Source organism: Dechloromonas aromatica RCB (genome assembly GCF_000012425.1).
The window spans coordinates 627153-644485 of record NC_007298.1 but is presented as its reverse complement, the minus strand read 5'-3'; the positions used below and the strand labels follow the sequence as shown (position 1 = coordinate 644485).

The window sequence follows — 17333 nt, the reverse complement described above, 5'->3', positions numbered from 1 at the left end:
TTCGTTACGGTCTGGCGTCAAATCTTGGGCAGGGTAACGCCTTCCTGCCCCTGGTACTTTCCGCCACGGTCCTTGTATGAGGTTTCGCAAATCTCGTCGGATTCGAAGAACAGCACCTGGGCACAGCCTTCGCCGGCGTAGATCTTGGCCGGCAGCGGCGTCGTGTTGGAAAACTCCAGCGTCACGTGGCCCTCCCATTCCGGCTCGAAGGGCGTCACATTGACGATGATGCCGCAGCGGGCGTAGGTGCTCTTGCCAAGACAGACGGTCAGCACCGAGCGCGGAATGCGGAAGTATTCCATCGTGCGGGCCAGGGCAAATGAATTTGGCGGAATGATGCAGACGTCAGACTCGATTTCGACGAAAGACTTCGGATCAAAGTTCTTCGGATCGACCACGGTCGAGTTGATATTCGTGAACACCTTGAATTCGCGGGCGCAGCGGATGTCGTAACCGTAGCTCGACGTACCGTAGGAAACAATTTTCTGACCATTGGCTTCGCGCACAAGCTCTGGCGAAAACGGCTCGATCATGCCGTGCTCTGCCGCCATACGGCGTATCCACTTATCTGATTTGATGGTCATTTTTCCGGTTCCGAACGACAAAAAACAAAGGCGGGATTTTACCCGCCTTTGTGTGTGGTTTTCACAAAAACTTAAGTGTTCTGAACCACGATATTGGGGAATTTCGAGGTCATGTCCTTGGCCTTCTCGGCAATCTTGACCGCCACACGGCGGGCGATGCCGCGATAGATCTCGGCCGTGCGCGAATCCGGGTCACCGACCACGGTCGGCTTGCCGCCATCGGCCATCTGACGAATGGCCATTTCCAGCGGCAGGCTGCCCAGAAATTCGACGTCGTAGTCCTTGCACATCTTTTCGCCACCGCCCTCGCCGAAGATATGCTCTTCGTGGCCGCACTTGGAACAGATATGGATACTCATGTTCTCGACGATGCCGAGGATGGGGATATTCACCTTTTCGAACATCTTCAGGCCCTTGCGCGCATCGATCAGCGCGATGTCCTGCGGCGTGGTGACAATCACGGCGCCGGTCACCGGCACCTTCTGGGCCAGCGACAACTGGATATCGCCAGTGCCTGGCGGCATGTCGACGATCAAATAGTCGATATCGTGCCAGTTGGTCTGGCCAAGCAGCTGGTCGAGGGCCTGGGAGACCATCGGGCCGCGCCAGACCATCGGCGTTTCGACATCGACCATGAAACCGATGGACATCGCCTGCAGACCATAGGCCTCGAGCGGCTCCATGCTCTGGCCGTCCTTCGATTCCGGCTGTTGACCGGCCAGGCCGAGCATTTGCGGCTGTGACGGACCGTAGATATCGGCATCGAGAATACCGACACTGGCGCCTTCCTGAGCCAGCGCCAGGGCCAGATTGACCGCTGTCGTGCTCTTGCCGACGCCGCCCTTGCCGGAAGCCACTGCGATGATGTTCTTGACGCCCGGCATCAGCTTGACGCCCATCTGCACCGAGTGAGCGACGATCTTGGTATAGACGTTGGCCGAAATATTGCCGACACCCGGCACCGAACGCACGGCAGCGATCACCTGCTTGCGGATGGGATCGATCTGGGTCTTGGCCGGATAGCCGAGCTCGATATCGAAGGCGACATCGTCACCGTCGATCTTGATATTCTTCACCGCCTTGCCGGCGACGAAATCCTTACCTGTATTGGGATCGACCGCAGCAGAAAGTGCAGCCTTGATTTGCTGTTCTGAAAGACTCATGAAATCTCCGGTTTTGGGTGACCGCCGGGAATACCCGACCAATTTTGTCTAGTATAACCCAAACCCGGAGAGAGGATCAGGCCTGCTGAACCGTATCCAGTCGATAACCCTGGCCATACACCGAGGAAAGCATCAAGCCACTTTCACCAGCCAGCCCCAGCTTCTTGCGCAAACGACTGGCATGCGTATCGACCGTGCGGGTATCGACCCCGGCTTCCTTCGACCAGACGCTGGTCAGCAATTCCTCCCGCGACAGCACGCGGCCCACGTTACGCAGTAGGATGACGGCCAGCTCGAATTCACGCTGGGTCAGTTCGACGTCCAGCCCGCCCAAACAGATGCGCCGCCCCTCAAGATCGATTTCGATGCTACCGAAGCGCAGGGTGCTGGAACGCGGCTTCCGGCGACGCAGCAAGGACTGAACCCGGGCCAGGAACTCCATGTAGCGAATCGGCTTCGGAACATAGTCATCGGCCCCGAGACGCAGGATATCGGCCGCCGCCTCTTCATCGGTACGAGCGGTGCAGAACAGGACCGGCACCTCCCAGCCACAATGTTCACGGACTTGCTTCAGAACTTCGTCACCACCGATATCCGGCAGATTCCAGTCAATGACGAAAAAGTCGAAACTCCGGCTCTTGAGGGCCTCGATACAAAGCTTGCCCTCGGCAAACACCTCAACCTGATGGCCTTCACTCTTTAAAAGCGCCTTCAGGACCTCAGCCTGGCTTCTGCTGTCTTCAACGACCGCAAAGTTCATATACCCTCCCATTTTTGTTGAATTTTGCGCCCAACCAGCCCCCGGAGCAACAATGCCACCGGCAAATTTACCAAGTGATCACACTCGTTTACTTTCCGTAACAAATTCAGGCGATGCTAATGAATCTCCGTTTGCAACTCATCACCATGATTCCTCGCGGTAAAATCGCGCTTTACCTTTAAAGCACCGGCCTCTCATGTCGCGCAAAATCCTTGTCACTTCCGCTCTGCCCTACGCCAATGGCGCCATTCACCTCGGCCATCTGGTCGAATATATCCAGACCGACATCTGGGTACGATTCCAGAAGATGTCCGGCAACGAATGCTGGTACGTCTGCGCCGATGACACCCATGGCACCCCGATCATGCTGCGCGCGGAAAAGGAAGGCATCACCCCGGAACAACTGATCGCCCGCGTGCATGGCGAGCATTCCCGCGATTTCGCCGGTTTCCATGTCGGTTTCGACAATTACTACAGCACACACTCCGACGAAACCCGCGACTGCGCCAATGACATCTATCTGAAGCTGCGCGCTGCCGGCCTGATCGAAACGCGGACCATTGAGCAGTATTACGACCCGGTCAAACAACTCTTCCTGCCGGACCGCTTCATCAAGGGCGAGTGCCCGAAGTGCGGCGCCAAGGACCAGTATGGCGACAACTGCGAGTCCTGCGGTGCCGCCTACGCGCCGACCGACCTCAAGGAACCGTACTCCGCCATTTCCGGCGCCAAGCCGGAACTGCGTACCTCTGAACACTATTTCTTCAAGCTGTCAGACCCGCGCTGCGAAGCCTTCCTGCGCCAGTACACCAGTCGCGACAACGGCGTGCTGCAGAACGAAGCGGCCAACAAGATGCAGGAATGGCTGGGCGCTCCCGGCGAGAACAAGCTGACCGACTGGGACATTTCACGCGACGCGCCCTATTTCGGCTTCGAGATTCCCGATGCGCCGGGCAAATACTTCTATGTCTGGCTCGATGCACCGATCGGCTACATGGGCTCGTTCAAGAACCTGTGCGCGCGCAACGGCCTCGACTTCAACGAATACTTCAAACCCGACGCCAAGACCGAGCTCTACCATTTCATCGGCAAGGACATTCTTTACTTCCACGCCCTGTTCTGGCCGGCCGAACTGGCCCATGCCGGCTTCCGCACGCCGACCAAGATCTTCGCGCACGGTTTCCTGACCGTCGATGGGGCCAAGATGTCCAAATCGCGCGGCACCTTCATCACCGCTGAGAGCTTCCTGAAGACCGGGCTGAACCCTGAGTGGCTACGTTATTACTATGCGGCCAAGCTGTCGGCGACGATGGAAGACATCGACCTCAGCCTCGATGACTTCGTCGCCCGCGTCAATTCCGACCTCGTCGGCAAGTACGTCAATATTGCCAGCCGTTCGGCCGGCTTCATCACCAAGCGCTTCAACGGCCAACTGGCCCCGGCCACTGCCGAGCTGCCGGCCATCAAGGGCATCCAGGAAGCCGCCAGTCGCATCGCCGAGCTTTATGAAGCCCGCGAGTTCGGCAAGGCCATGCGCGAAATCATGGCGCTGACCGATGCCGCCAACCAGTACGTCGACAGCGTCAAGCCCTGGGAGCTGGCCAAGCAGGAAGGCAAGGAAGTCGAACTGCACGCTGCCTGCACCAATGCGCTGAACCTGTTCCGCCTGCTGACCGTGCTGCTGAAGCCGATCCTGCCTATCGTTGCCGAGAAGGTCGAGAAATTCCTCAACATCGCCCCGCTGCACTGGGCCGACACGCAAAGCCTGCTCGCCGGCGGCCATGCGATCAATGCTTACGAGCACCTGATGACCCGCGTCGATCCCAAGCTGATCGAAAAGCTGGTCGAGGCCAACAAGGAATCGCTGGCTCCGGCGCCGGAAGCCCAGTCCCAGCAGCGCCATGCCGAACACCAGCAAAACGAGGTGACGGCCGAAAGCCCGTGGGAACCGTTCTGCAATATTGACGACTTCATGAAGGTCGATCTGCGCATTGTTCGCATCGCCAACGCCGAACACGTCGAAGGCGCCGACAAGCTGGTGCGCCTGACGCTGGATGTCGGCAACAACGAAACCCGCAATGTCTTCGCCGGCATCAAGGCGGCTTACGACCCAGCGCAGTTGATCGGGCGACTGACCGTCATGGTCGCCAATCTGGCACCGCGAAAAATGAAATTTGGCCTGTCGGAAGGAATGGTTCTCGCGGCCTCTGATGGCGAAGGAAAAACCCCGGGCATCTTCCTGCTATCGCCGGATTCCGGCGCTCAGCCAGGCATGCGCGTCAAGTAAATTGATGCCAATGGAAACGGCCCGCTTAGCGGGCCGTTTCCTTGCTGCGGCGCAACAAAAGCGCCCATCAACTTCAAGTATCACTTTAACTTAGCACCCCAATCTAGCTACAGGGTTTAGGCTTTTGAAACTATCCACAAAAACTGTGGATAAGTCTGTGAATGAAACTGGAGGCAATGCGCTAAGTGACCGTTCCACAAGGTTTTTTGTTACCCTGCCTGAAACTTAAGCTCATTCGCAACCTGTTGATTTAAAACGATATATCAAAATCACCGGTTAATTCAACAAATACACCAGCCCATAATCACCCCGTCTCAACAAGCGCCCCGTCACTGTGCATAACTCAAACCTTGACATTCAGTTTGTCAAGTCTTTTAGAAGACTATTTGCCAACCACCATCGAGTACCGCCAATCCCATGCTCAAACCATCAATCCGCCCGCCACGCCCGCAACTGACCGGACCGATCTTCGCCTATGCCCTGGCCGATGTTTTTGGCCTGTCTTGCGTTGGCATTGGCGCCAGCTGGTTTGCCGCCGGCAAGGGGGCCATCATTGCCAACTTTCCGACCTCAATGGCGGAGGCCGTCATCTGCACAGCCGGTGGTGCAGCGGTCATGCTCTGGTCGGTTGCCCGCATCCTGCGCGAGATCGCCAAGCAGGCGCCGGAAATGCAGGCCCGCTACGATGCCTATATCGCCGCCAACCACCCGGACAAAATTCGCCCAAGTAGCGAAACAGACTAGTCGCCAGCCTTGTTGTTTGGCTTGAGCCAGTCGGGCAACTCACGACTGCCGGCATTGTCGATGATGTACTGACGAACCAGACGACGCACCACCTGCGATGATGTCAGGTCATTGGCCGCGCAGATTTCCTCAAAAATTTTCTTCTTCTGGGGATCGATCAGGATCGTCAGACGTGCAGTTCGGTTCTCCATGCTTCGCTCATATTAGGGTTGTGTCACACCATATTAACATGTGATTAACATTGACGATTAATCATACACTCATATAATGCAGCGCTTACCCTGTGAGCCCATTCCATGAAAATCGCCTTCCACCCGAAGTTGCTGGATTGCCTGCCGACCTACAATCGAACGCAGCTAGGCCAGGACATCGCGGCAGGGATTACGGTTGGCGTACTTGCACTGCCACTGGCCATGGCCTTCGCCATTGCCTCCGGCTGCTCACCGACCGCCGGTATCTGGACGGCCATCGTCGCCGGTCTGATCACCTCATTATTGGGCGGCTCACGCGTGCAGATTGGCGGCCCGACTGGTGCCTTCATTCCCATCATCTACGGCATTGTCGCCATTCACGGTTTCAGCAACCTGCTCGGGGCGACCATGCTGGCCGGCGTCTTCCTGCTTGCCATGGGCCTGGCCCGCATGGGACAGCTGATCCGCTTCATTCCGGTGACCGTCGTCATCGGCTTCACCAATGGCATCGCGGTCGTCATCTTCCTCGCTCAGATCAAGGATTTTTTCGGCCTGAAAATCGAGAGCCTGCCCGCCGAATTTTTCCACCGCATCAAGACGCTGGCTGCCTACGCCGACACTGTCGACCTGCCAACCCTCGGGCTGGCCTCGGCCTGTTTCATCTTCCTGCTTTCGTATAACTGGCTGGCCCAGCGCATCGCAATACTGCGCCGCGCCCCGGGCCCGCTCGCCGTCCTGGTCGTCGGCACCCTGGTTTCCTACATCTTCGACCTGCCAGTCGAGACCATCGGCAGCCGCTTCCACGGCATTCCACAAGAACTGCCCCACTTCGGCCTGCCCGACCTGTCGATCCACGATTTTGGCCAGCTGATCTCGCCGGCCATCACCATCGCCCTGCTCGGCGCCATCGAGTCCCTGCTCTCGGCCCGCGTTGCCGATGGCCAGATTGACGATCGCCATGACCCGAACCAGGAACTGGTCGCCCAGGGACTGGCCAATATCGTCGCCCCGCTGTTCGGCGGTTTCGCCGCCACCGGGGCCATCGCCCGGACGACAACCAACGTCAAGAGCGGCGGCCGGACACCGATCGCCGGCATCATCCACGCCTTTGTGCTGCTCGGCGTCGTGCTCATTGCCGCCCCGCTCGCCTCCTACGTGCCGCTCGCCACGCTGTCGGCCATCGTCATGGTCGTTGCCATCAACATGGGCGAATGGCACGAGTTCAGGGAATTGCAGCGCTACACCTACAACTACCGGATCATCCTGCTCGCCACCTTCATCGTCACGGTGCTTTTCGATCTGACGATTGCCGTCGAACTCGGCATGGTGCTGGCCTGCCTGTTCTTCATCTACCGCATGTCGGAGCTGACCCGTGTCGAGCGCCGGCCGCTGCGCGAAGAGGCCAGCGAGCCGCAATTCCTCTACCCGGACGGCACGATGCGGGTTGCCGCTTGGCAACTCTTCGGCTCGCTTTTCTTTGGCGCGGTCAACAAGCTCGAAGCCCTGCTTGACCCAGCCGCCGGCCATCCGGAAGTCGTCATTCTCGACATGACGCAACTGATCCAGCTCGACACGACCGGCCTTGAAGGACTGGAAAGCCTGCTCGACAAGCTGAAGAAGCGCGGTTGCACGCTGCTCGTCTGTGGCCTGAACTCCCAACCCGGCTCGCTGCTTTATCGCTCCGGCTTCGTCGATCACCTGGGCGATGATAATGTCTGCCCGGACCTCTCCAGCGCCCTCCAGCGCGCCTACATCCTGCTGCCCAATCTGATGGGCAGCCATGAAGAAGACTACTGAAAAGGAATCACCATGAGCGGCTTGCCCACCTGCCCGAAATGCAATTCGGAATACACCTACGAGGATGGGGACAACTACGTCTGCCCGGAATGCGCCCATGAATGGCCGAAGACCGCCGTCGAAGCCAGCGAGGAAAAGCGCGTCTGGCGCGATGCCAACGGCAATGAACTGCAGGATGGCGATTCAGTGACCGTGATCAAGGACCTGAAAATCAAGGGCTCGTCATCGGTCGTCAAGGTCGGCACCAAGGTCAAGAACATCCGCCTGATCGAAGGCGATCACGATATCGACTGCAAGATTGACGGCATCGGCGCGATGCAACTGAAGTCAGAGTTCGTCAAGAAAGCCTGATTTTCAAGCGAACTGTTTGGCCAGCAGCATGTACAGCAAAGGGCCGAACAGGCAGATTGCCAAAATGATTGCCAACAGCGAGCCGACGCTCTTCCGGAGTTTCGGCTCGGCAATCAGCGTGCTCAGGGTAATCAGCGCCAGCACGAACCAGAAAGTCCCGATGTAATGTGCCGATGCGCCGTCTGCGGTATCAAATCCACGCCGGCCGATCACGAACGACCAGTCGAAAATGACTGCAACAATGCCCAGCAGGGCAAAGACCGCCGCCATCAGCCGAGTGGTTAATCGTTTGTCAGGCATACAACACTCTCAACGCACCAAACCAGCCGCCCAGACCTCGGCAGCCGGTCGGACAATCTCGATCCAGGGCCCGGGATAAATACCGATGCCGGCGATCATGACGATCAGCGCGACCAGCACCGCCCATTCGCGTGGTCTGAGGTCCGTTGCCTGAGCCACACTCTCCCGCTCGACCGGACCAAAGAAAGCCTTTCGGTAAAGCGCCAGAAAGCCCCCCGCAGCAATCGACAGGCCGAACAGGGCGGCCATGCCGGCCCCGGTATGGCTGTGCAGCGCGGCGATGATGAGCAGGAATTCACCGGGAAAACTGCTGGTCCCCGGCATGCCCACCCCGGCCAGGCCACAGATCAGGAAGCCGGTAGCGAGCAAGGGCATGGTTTTGGCCGCCCCGCCGAGCGCATGGATGTCGGTGGAGCCGGTGCGTTGGCGCAGGAACTCAAGCAGGATGAAAGCCCCGCCGGTGGCGACGGAGAAACTGAGCAACAGCGACACGGCCCCTTGCGCCCCTTGGGCCGTGTAAGAGGCCAGACCGAGCACGGCCAGCCCGACGTGGCAGATGCTGGCGTAGGCTAGGCCGACGCGCAAGTTGCTCTGGGCCAGCATGCCGACCGCGCCATACAGGATGGCTACCGTACCCAGGCCGGCGAGCAGCCAGTGCATGTCGAGCGCGGCGTCCGGCGCCAGCGGCACGGCAAAGCGGATCAGGCCGAAGGCCCCGAGCTTCAGGCCGACCAGCAGTGCGGTCAGCGAACCGGGCGCCGCCAGCGAAAACTGCGGCAGCCAGGTATGCAACGGCACCAGCGGCACCTTGACGCCAAAGCCGATCAGGCAAAGCAGGAAGACCGCCGTCTGGGTCGAACGCGGCAAGGGAGCCGCCAGTAGCGCCATCAGGTCGAAGGTCGGCACCGACTGGCTGACGGCGAGAATGACGAAGGCGAGTAACAAGGGAATACCGCCGGCCAGCATGATCAGGAAGTAGCGGGTCGCGGCTGCCGCACGGCCGGTCGTCACGCCCCAGCGGCCGAGCAGGAAGTAGAGCGGCACCAGCGTCAGCTCCCAGAAAACGAAAAACAGCGCGGTATCGAGCGCACAGAAAATACCCAGATTCGCCGTCTGGAGCAGAAGCAGCAGGCTGTAGTGCAAGCGCGGTGCATCGTGCACCGCATTCCAGCTGGCGACCAGCGAACCGAGGAAGAGCAACGCAGTCGCCGGCAGGAAGAGCACGGCAATACCGTCGATCCCCAACAGGTAATGCACATTCAGACTGGCAATCCACGACACCCGCTCGACAAGCTGGAAACGCGCTCCAGACGGCTCATAGGCTGCCAATGCCGCAACCCCGAGCGCCAGTGTGATGATCATGCTCAGCGCGACCACCGGCCGGGTGGCACGGGATGGCAACAACCAGATCAGGCCAGCCCCGGCCAGCGGCAGGAAAACCAGCAGAGAGAGCAGCGGCAAATTCATCGGGCGAACCTCGCTGCCGCTGCCTGGCTGGCCGTTTCCGTCAGATACAGCCAGGGTTCGGTGAAAAAGCCAATGGCCAGCATGGCGGCCAGCGCGATACCGCAGACGAGATATTCCATGGGCAGTGTCTTGTCGACATCGTGGCCGCCAGCCTTGGCCTGCGACAGAAAAGCCTTCTGGAAAGCCCAGAGCAAGAAACCGGCGGCAGCGACATTACCGAGTGCCGTCGCGACGGTCGACAGCGCACCGAACTGGTCAATCGAGGCCTCCAGAATCAGGTGGGCGGCATCGAAGCCCGGCGTCCCCGGCATGCCGACAATGGCCAGACCGAAGATCAGGAAGGCAATGGCCAGGAAGGGAATGCGCTCAAACAGGCCGGACAGTTCGTGCAACTCGGTTGTTCCCGTCCGCCGGAAGACGAAGCCGACGATGAACCACATGCCGGTCACCGCCAGCCCGAAGTTGGCGGCCAGCAGCATGCTGCCCTGGATGCCGGATTCGTGCAGGCTGAACAGGCCGATGACCAGCAGGCTGGTATGGCTAACCACGGCAAAGGCGAGCAGACGACGCAGATTGGTCTGCTGGAAGGCGAGCGCCGCCGTAAAGAAAACCCCGGCCATGGCAAAGCCGACGACGTAGGGCTGCCAGTACTGGACCGCCGCCGGGGTCAGCGGCAGCACGAAACGCAGCATGCCGTAGATGCCGACCTTGACGCCAACCATCAGCGCAGGGGCAACGGCGATCAAGCCATGCTGCGCCATGTTGGGCAGCCAGCCATGCAGCGGAAAGAGCGGCGTGCGCACGGCCAAGCCGTAGAAGAGCAGGTAGAAGGCCGCGGTCTGGAACTTGCCGACCGGGATGGCGCCAACCAGATCGAACAGGTCGAAGCTCCAGCGCCCACCGGTCGCCTCGGCATGCCCCCAGCCGAGCACGAGGCAACCGGCCGCGAACAAGGCCCAGCCAAAGGCCTGATACTGGACAAAACGGGCCAGCGCCTGGATTTCGGCCCGCGATGAAGCCCAGCGCCGCAGCAGGTAGACCACCGCCCACAGTTCCAGCGCCGAGAAGGCCGCGAACCAGGCGACATTGACTGTGACCAGCATACCGGCCAGCCCGGCCTCAGCCAGCAGTAGCACGGCAAACAGGCGGCCCGGCGAGATCATGCCGCGACTCATGCCGTATAGCGTCATCAGCAGGGTGAGCAGCGCAGCCACCAGCAAAAAGAGCAGGCTCAACCCGTCGACAGCGACGTGGTAGGCCAGCGGCACGAAGCGTTCGGCCAGTTGCAGCGACGGCGACAAGGGGTTGATATGGCTGACCGTGACGATGGCCAGAAGCAGTTCGGCCAGCGCGAAGACCTTGCCGGCGACCACCGCCGTCGCCCGCTCCTTGAAGGCGAACACGACTGCCGCCCCGAACAGCGGCAGCAATTGCAATAGCAGAAGCAGCGGCAAGCCGGCCTGCTGGTACCAGAAGATTTCGCTGAGCGGCTTCATGGCGCTGCCCATTAGAGGATCACCACGAAAGTCGCCATCACCGCCATCATCAGGTAGCGCGGCTGTTCGAGCAGATGTTCCAGCGTCCGCAGATAGGCACCGGCCCGGTGCATCAGTTTTTCCGCCATGCCGCCCTTGCCGCGCAGCAGCAGGCGATACTCGATATGTTGCAGCACATCGGAAACGGCCGCCAGCACTCGCCCCGGCAAGCCATCGGCGACGACCAGCGGACGATCGGCATGGACCGCCTTGCCTTGCCCGGGCTGGCCGATGGCATGGTCAATGAAATGCTCTTCGAGGGCGCGCACATCGCGGGAAAAGGATTCGGTCGGCTCAACGAGCAACGTATGCGACAGCTTGTCGAGCCAGAAGCGTTGCAGGGCAATCGTGTACAGCAACTGGTTGTGGCGCAGCCAGGCCGGCGGCGGTGGTGGTCGGTCGCGAGTCATGGCCAGCCACGACGGGGCAAGCAGGAACTGCCAGATTCGCCAGGCGGCATGCAGGCAGAGATGAACCAGCGCCAGCGTCGTCCAGCCCAGGCCGATGGCCACGAACATCAGCGAGACCTGGAACAGCGTCGCGAAGATCAGGGCCGACTTGACGTCGGTCTGCACCAGCCCGCACAGCCAGGCATAGATCGCCGTCAGCAGGCCAGCGACGACCAGCCCGAACATGACATCCGGCACCTGCACCAGCAGCGGCTCAAGACGCAGCATCAGATAAACCCCGGCGTGGATCATCACCGCGCCGTAGAAAATCGCCGACGAGGGCGTCGGCCCCTCGAGCGCCCTGCTGATCCAGGCCGAAAAAGGTAGTTGGGCCGACTTGGCCAGCGCCGCAATGACAAAACCGATGACCAGCAGGCGGTCGTTGACCACGCTGATCTTCGACGCCAGGGACAGGGCCGTCCATTCGAACCCGCCCAGCCAGGTGGCGGCCAGACCGAGACCGAGCAGGAAGCCGGCATCGCCGCCCCGGTTGGTAATGAAGGCGAACAAGGCATTACCGGTCGCCACCGGCCGATGCCAGGCGTAGCCGATCAACAGGAAGGATGAGACGCCGCACATTTCCCAGCCGACGAAAGCGAGCAAGCCGTTGCCGGCCAGCAGCACGAGCTGGATACCGGCCAGGAAAAAGCTGAGCGCGATGAAGAAGCGGTGGAAGCCTGCCTCACGGTGCAGGTAATTGGCCGAGAAGCGGATGACCAGCCAGCCGATCAGCGCCGTCAGCGTGCCCAGGGTCAGCGACAACGGGTCGAGCATGAACGAGAAGGTCGCCTCCCAGTTGCCGGTACCGAACCAGTGGCCGAGGCGGCGGTGGCCCGGCGCACCATGCAGCAAGGCCAGACCGTCGATGGCGAGCAGCAGGACCAGTCCACCGAACGCAGCCAGCGAGGACAGGCGGGCGGTCAGTGACTCGGCAGCATCGCCACTGGCCAGCCCAAGCAGCACGCGGGCACCGTTGATGACCACGACCAGCAACGGCAGGGCCGGTACCAGCCAGACCCAGTTCGGCAAATGGTTTAGCAAGGCACTCATCGAACGCCTCCAAGAATGATCGCCGGGGCCAATGGCTGGGACTCGCCGGCAAACCAGTCCACCGAGCGCGCGACCTGCGGCAGCACGGCCTGACCGGACCACGGCAGCCAGCCACGGCGTGGGCAATAGAGATCGATGGCGCCGGTGATCGGGTGTTTGGCGGCCACGATGATCCACTCGTTATTGATCAGTTCCTGCAGGGGAGGCTGACGGCCGACGATGGCAGTCAGTACTTCTGGCGTTTGCTCGACGACAACCAGCAGACGCATCGGCTCATGAATTTCGACCATCTGCCACGGCAGGCCGGTACGCAGGTCGGAATCGGCGCCTTCCATGACCCCGAACAGGCCGGTGATGTTGTGGGTGATCTTCGAACCACAACCGAAGCGCTCGTTGTCGACGGTCGAGAAATAGTATTCGAGAGCGATGCCGGCGCCGACCGGGCCGGCGGCAAGCAGGATGCCTTCGACGATGCAGCCGTCGTCATCGCCGACCGGATCATAGGAAATCAGGAAGACCCGGCGGTCGAGGAACAGGCCGCGACTCATCTGCCGGCGGCCGATAAAGGCAGCAGCGTTGGTCGCGTGGCCCAGTTCGGGCCGGGCCTGGGAAATATCGTTGGCGCGGCCGATCATGTGCTGGCGGGCCTTCCACGGCGACGGTTTGAATGGCGCCGAAGCCAGACGGCGACAGCGTTCTGCGGCGTGGGCCCGGCAGGCTTCGGCCATCTGGCCAAGCAAGCGATCGACGGCAGCCTGGAAACGCTCGGGCGTGCTGTCGAGGTCATACCACTCGATGCCATCGTCGCAAGTGTTGTGTTCCGCCGCAACAAACCAGGTGCTGTCGGGGATCGACAGACCGCGTGCTGCGAGTCCGGCACGCACGGCCGGCCGGTTGGCCATCGCCGCAAAAACCCGGGCATTCGGCCCGCCATGCTTGCCGGAACAGGCCCCGCAATCGTAGGCCGACAGATGCGGGTTGTTCTGGCTGCCCGAACCGTGACCAAACATCAGGACCAGCGGCGCAAAGCCCGCGGTCAAGCCGATCATGCGCAGGAAGGCTTCGACCCGTTCGATCTGCTCGGCATCGGTCAAGCCGAGCTGCGGCTGCTCCGGCGTGGCGGCCACCGGCTGCTCGGCGGTCAGCCCCAGGCGGGTCGACACCCGGCCTTCGTATTGCTCGCGCCAGCGCCGCGCCGTTTCGCCGAACCAGCCGGGTACCAGCGTCACCGCCAGCAGTGAAGCTAATGCGGGCACAGCGCCGAGCGCCGTCAGCACGGGACCGGCCACGGCACGGCGACGGGTCGCCTGATAGAGCCGCTCATTCCAGCGCAACCGTTTTTCACGGCGAGCCGCATGCCCGGCCAGCGAGCCCTCCTCGCCTGCGGCAGGCAGCTCGCGGAGCAGATGGGTCGGCTGGACGACGACCGGACAAAGCGCGGTTTTGCCGGCATCATCCAGCCCCTGCCAGAACATCGGCACGCCGAAGAAACCTGCCGCGCCATAGGTGGCGACATCGGGGGCTATTTCTTCGAGGTGGCGGCGTGTGCCCTCCTCCCGGTCATCCATGCACATGACGACCTGGGCCGATGGCGCGGCTGGCGTGGCCTGGCGTGGATGATTGGCGGTCAGCGCCGAGAAAAGCTGTTCGCGGTAATGGCGTTCGTAAGCCAGCAGCCAGATATGACCGCGCTGCAACGATGACAGGCTGGCGGCACAGGTTTGCAAGGCCGTCAGATCATCGCCACTCAGCATTTCCAGATCGGCTGGCGTCAAACCAAGTTGGCGACTCAGACCAGCCATTTGCCAGGCAGCACCATCGTCCTGCGCTGCCGCCATCGCGGGGGCCAAAGCCGCAGCCAGACGCCGCCATTCAGCCACGTCAACATGCCCTTCCCGAGCCAGCTGCACCAGATGTGCCGCCCGCCCCAACAAGTCCTCGGGCAGGCCAGGCTCATGCAGCGCGGCGCGAACCAGAAACTCCTCGGGTCGGGCGGCGTAATAGGCGTGCAATTCGGCCAAGCTTAGCGGCGACCCCGCCAGGCGGCGCAACAGATCGTCGGTCAGCAGGCGCTCGAGCAAGACGCGCACGGTCAGGTAATCGAGCATGGCAATCGGCGTGCCATCGCCGCGACCGGGATTGCGGTCACGCCACAGGAACATGCCGGACCAGCCAGGAAGTTCGAGACTCAGGCGCTCAAGATAGCCATACCACTGGCTGTGATCGGGCACCAGCCTGGGCAGTTCTTCGAGCAGCACATCCAGCGGGCTATCCGGCAGGTGCAGGATTTCGTCGCGCGCATTGGGCAACTCATCCATTTCCCAGGCCATATCGAGTCCGGCACTGGCCCGCCAGGCGGCGAAGAACCCCTGTCCCTGCGCCGGGTTGCGCCAGGCAGCAACGCCAAGATCGAGGTGGGCTGCCAGGTGACGCTGCAGGATGCTGCGCGTCCATTCAAGCACATCCTCCCCGCTCAGGTATTCAAGCAGGGCGCGCCAGGTCCACGTCCGGCCGACGCGACCACAAAGCGCGTCCCAGCGGGCCAGCGCCTGCACCTGCCAGTTTTCCGACGCCCCCTTGCTTGGTGCCAGCTCGACCGAGCGGCAGAAATAGGCAAAGAGCGGATCATCTGCGAGCGATGTTTCATCAAGCAGCCATGCCTGGCGGCAGGCATTGGGCGCTTCGCAACCGAATCTCAGACTGGCCAGCAGAATGTCGCGCCGGGTCAGGTTGCGGACGACCGGCTGATCGAGATCGCCGACGCCAAAATCATCCAGCGCCGCGCTCAGGTCATCCGGGCTGATCCGCCCGCTGGCCAGACATTCGCGGAAACGCGATTCCGGCCAATACGTTGTCGCCCCGGTCAGCGCCTGGGCAGAGGCCAGCGCCTCGGTAAAAGGCAGATGCTGGAAGCCATGCAGGGTATTGTGATGCACGAAATCGCGAATCGGCGCCTGAGCCGGCAGCACGTGCGTCAGATGCTCCACCCAGTGGGCCAGTCGTTCGCGGATGGGCAATTCGTGCGCGGCGCTCATATTAGCCCCCGAACAATCCGGCGACCCGGCCAACGCTACCGGCAATCAATTTAAGCAAGGGCGCCGGCCACAGGCCAAGGACCAGTATGCACGCGGCGAGCAGGCCGCCACACAAGGTTTCGGTACGCGTCATGTCCGGCAGATCCATCGTCTCGCCTTTCAGACATAGGCGGCCGATCACGCGCAAGCTGTAGGCAGCGCCCACCAGCATGGCCACCCCCAGCAGCAGTACCCAGCCTCCCCAGCGGGTGTAGCCGGCCACCAGCACATGCAGTTCGGCAATGAAGCCGGCGCTGCCCGGCAGACCGATGGCCGCCAGCAGGCCAAAGGCTATGAAGAAGGCAAAACGCGGCGCCTTGCCGAGCACTGAACCATAGTCGGCAAGGTCACGGCTGTGCGTGCGCTGGTAAAGCAGGCCGACGACCAGGAACAGCGTGGCAGCCGTCAGGCCATGCGCCACCATCTGCACCACCGCCCCGGTCAGGCCGGTGACGTTGAGCGTGGCAATGCCGAGCAGGACCACCCCCATGTGCGAAATCGACGAATAGGCGACCATTGCCTTCAAATCCTGCTGCCGCCAGGCGAGGATGCCGCCGTAGAGCAGGCTGATGAAAGCCAGGATGGCCAGCCAGTCCTGCGTCGCCAGCAGTGCAGCCGGCAAGGTTTCGGCTGCCCGGATCAGGCCGTAGGCGCCCATCTTGAGCAATACACCGGAGAGCAGGATCGAAACCGGGCTGGGCGCCTCGACATGGGCCAGCGGCAACCAGCCGTGCAGGGGAAAGACCGGCATCTTGACGCCGAAGCCAATGAACAGGCCGGCGAAGATCAGCAATTGTGTATTCAGCGGCAGCCCGCGCCCGCCCTCGGCCATATCGGCCATGGCAAAACTGTGTCCGGGCGCTGCGTCGTAGAGAAAGAGCAGCGCGACCAACATGAACACCGAGCCACCCAGCGTATACAGAAAGAAATTCAGCGCCGCCCGCTGGCGGTTCGGCCCGCCCAGGCGGTCGATCAGGAAGAACAGCGGCAGCAGCGTCGCTTCCCAGAAGACATAGAACAGCGACCAGTCGCGCGCCGTGAATACGCCGAACATGGCCGACTCAAGGAGCAGCACCAGCATGAAATAGAGGCGCGCCCCCTGCTCCATGCGCCGCGATACCAGCACCGCAATCAGCGACAGCAGGGCCGTCAACAAGACCATGGCCAGCGAAATGCCATCGACGCCCAGGGCGAAATAGGAACCGAGCCGGACATTCCAGGCCCGGCTTTCGAACATCTGCACCGCCGCTCCGGCCGGCTCGAAACGGGTGGCCAGCCAGAGGGCATAACCGAGCGAAGCCAAGGCAAAAGCCATCGCGACCTGCCACAAAGGCAAAGCGCGACGCGCCGGTAGCACCGCCAGCAGGACAGCCCCCACCACCGGCAAGAAAACCAGCACCTTCAGCATGTCCTGGCCCCTCCGCCAGTCAGCTCGGCTATCTTTATTTTCATACTGGGATTATGCCAGCGTACAGCACTTTCCAGACACGCCTTGCCAAAGCCAATGCAGCCGTATGAGCTGGAATGCTGGTTTGACACGACATGGCTGCTTGGTTAAATTGCATGTTTCCCCCCAACCTC

General features: G+C 61.5%; 14 protein-coding genes. 4 read left to right on the top strand and 10 right to left on the bottom strand.

The window, feature by feature from the left end; genetic code table 11:
* Positions 1–17: 17 nt before the first annotated feature.
* The 3 genes from dcd to DARO_RS02980 form a co-directional block, all read right to left on the bottom strand.
* The gene (gene dcd / locus DARO_RS02990) at positions 18–584 is read right to left on the bottom strand and encodes a dCTP deaminase (RefSeq protein ID WP_011286343.1); all 567 of its coding nucleotides are present in this window, start codon (positions 582–584) and stop codon (positions 18–20) included.
* A 71-nt stretch (positions 585–655) separates the two neighbouring features.
* The gene (gene apbC, locus DARO_RS02985) at positions 656–1747 is read right to left on the bottom strand and encodes an iron-sulfur cluster carrier protein ApbC (protein WP_011286342.1); all 1092 of its coding nucleotides are present in this window, start codon (positions 1745–1747) and stop codon (positions 656–658) included.
* Between the two features lie 76 nt (positions 1748–1823).
* A complete protein-coding gene (locus tag DARO_RS02980; protein ID WP_011286341.1) occupies positions 1824–2507 on the bottom strand; it encodes a response regulator transcription factor in 684 nt (227 codons plus the stop codon).
* A gap of 196 nt (positions 2508–2703) precedes the next feature.
* Here DARO_RS02980 and metG point away from each other — a divergent pair, with 196 nt between their 5' ends.
* Both metG and DARO_RS02970 read left to right on the top strand, forming a co-directional pair.
* Positions 2704–4794: a methionine--tRNA ligase gene (metG, locus tag DARO_RS02975; protein ID WP_011286340.1), complete on the top strand. Its 2091-nt coding sequence runs from the start codon at positions 2704–2706 to the stop codon at positions 4792–4794.
* 417 nt (positions 4795–5211) lie between these two features.
* Positions 5212–5538 carry a hypothetical protein gene (locus DARO_RS02970; RefSeq protein WP_011286339.1) on the top strand — a complete coding sequence of 109 codons (327 nt, stop codon included), beginning with the start codon at positions 5212–5214 and terminating at the stop codon, positions 5536–5538.
* Here the strand turns inward: DARO_RS02970 and DARO_RS02965 are convergent.
* Positions 5535–5729, bottom strand: a complete 195-nt coding sequence (locus DARO_RS02965) for a ribbon-helix-helix protein (protein ID WP_011286338.1) — start codon at positions 5727–5729, stop codon at positions 5535–5537. The genes DARO_RS02970 and DARO_RS02965 overlap by 4 nt on opposite strands.
* Positions 5730–5834: 105 nt before the next feature.
* Here DARO_RS02965 and DARO_RS02960 point away from each other — a divergent pair, with 105 nt between their 5' ends.
* Both DARO_RS02960 and DARO_RS02955 read left to right on the top strand, forming a co-directional pair.
* A complete protein-coding gene (locus DARO_RS02960) occupies positions 5835–7526 on the top strand; it encodes a SulP family inorganic anion transporter (RefSeq protein WP_011286337.1) in 1692 nt (563 codons plus the stop codon).
* Positions 7527–7538: 12 nt separating this feature from the next.
* The gene (locus tag DARO_RS02955; protein WP_011286336.1) at positions 7539–7877 is read left to right on the top strand and encodes a zinc ribbon domain-containing protein YjdM; all 339 of its coding nucleotides are present in this window, start codon (positions 7539–7541) and stop codon (positions 7875–7877) included.
* A 3-nt stretch (positions 7878–7880) separates the two neighbouring features.
* Here DARO_RS02955 and DARO_RS02950 read toward each other — a convergent pair whose 3' ends face one another.
* Genes DARO_RS02950 through DARO_RS02925 form a run of 6 tightly spaced genes read right to left on the bottom strand, consistent with a single transcriptional unit; the run spans position 7881 to position 17160 of the window.
* On the bottom strand, positions 7881–8147 hold the full coding sequence (locus DARO_RS02950) for a hypothetical protein (RefSeq protein WP_157037127.1): 267 nt from the start codon (positions 8145–8147) through the stop codon (positions 7881–7883).
* 39 nt (positions 8148–8186) lie between these two features.
* Positions 8187–9644 carry an NADH-quinone oxidoreductase subunit M gene (locus DARO_RS02945; RefSeq protein ID WP_011286334.1) on the bottom strand — a complete coding sequence of 486 codons (1458 nt, stop codon included), beginning with the start codon at positions 9642–9644 and terminating at the stop codon, positions 8187–8189.
* On the bottom strand, positions 9641–11140 hold the full coding sequence (locus tag DARO_RS02940) for an NADH-quinone oxidoreductase subunit M (protein WP_041224683.1): 1500 nt from the start codon (positions 11138–11140) through the stop codon (positions 9641–9643). Before DARO_RS02940 ends, DARO_RS02945 begins: the two co-directional genes overlap by 4 nt.
* Before the next feature lie 11 nt (positions 11141–11151).
* On the bottom strand, positions 11152–12678 hold the full coding sequence (locus DARO_RS02935; RefSeq protein WP_011286332.1) for a proton-conducting transporter transmembrane domain-containing protein: 1527 nt from the start codon (positions 12676–12678) through the stop codon (positions 11152–11154).
* Positions 12675–15713, bottom strand: a complete 3039-nt coding sequence (locus tag DARO_RS02930; RefSeq protein WP_011286331.1) for a DUF2309 domain-containing protein — start codon at positions 15711–15713, stop codon at positions 12675–12677. The genes DARO_RS02935 and DARO_RS02930 overlap by 4 nt, the downstream gene beginning before the upstream one ends.
* A gap of 1 nt (position 15714) precedes the next feature.
* The gene (locus DARO_RS02925; RefSeq protein WP_011286330.1) at positions 15715–17160 is read right to left on the bottom strand and encodes an NADH-quinone oxidoreductase subunit M; all 1446 of its coding nucleotides are present in this window, start codon (positions 17158–17160) and stop codon (positions 15715–15717) included.
* Positions 17161–17333 lie beyond the last annotated feature (173 nt).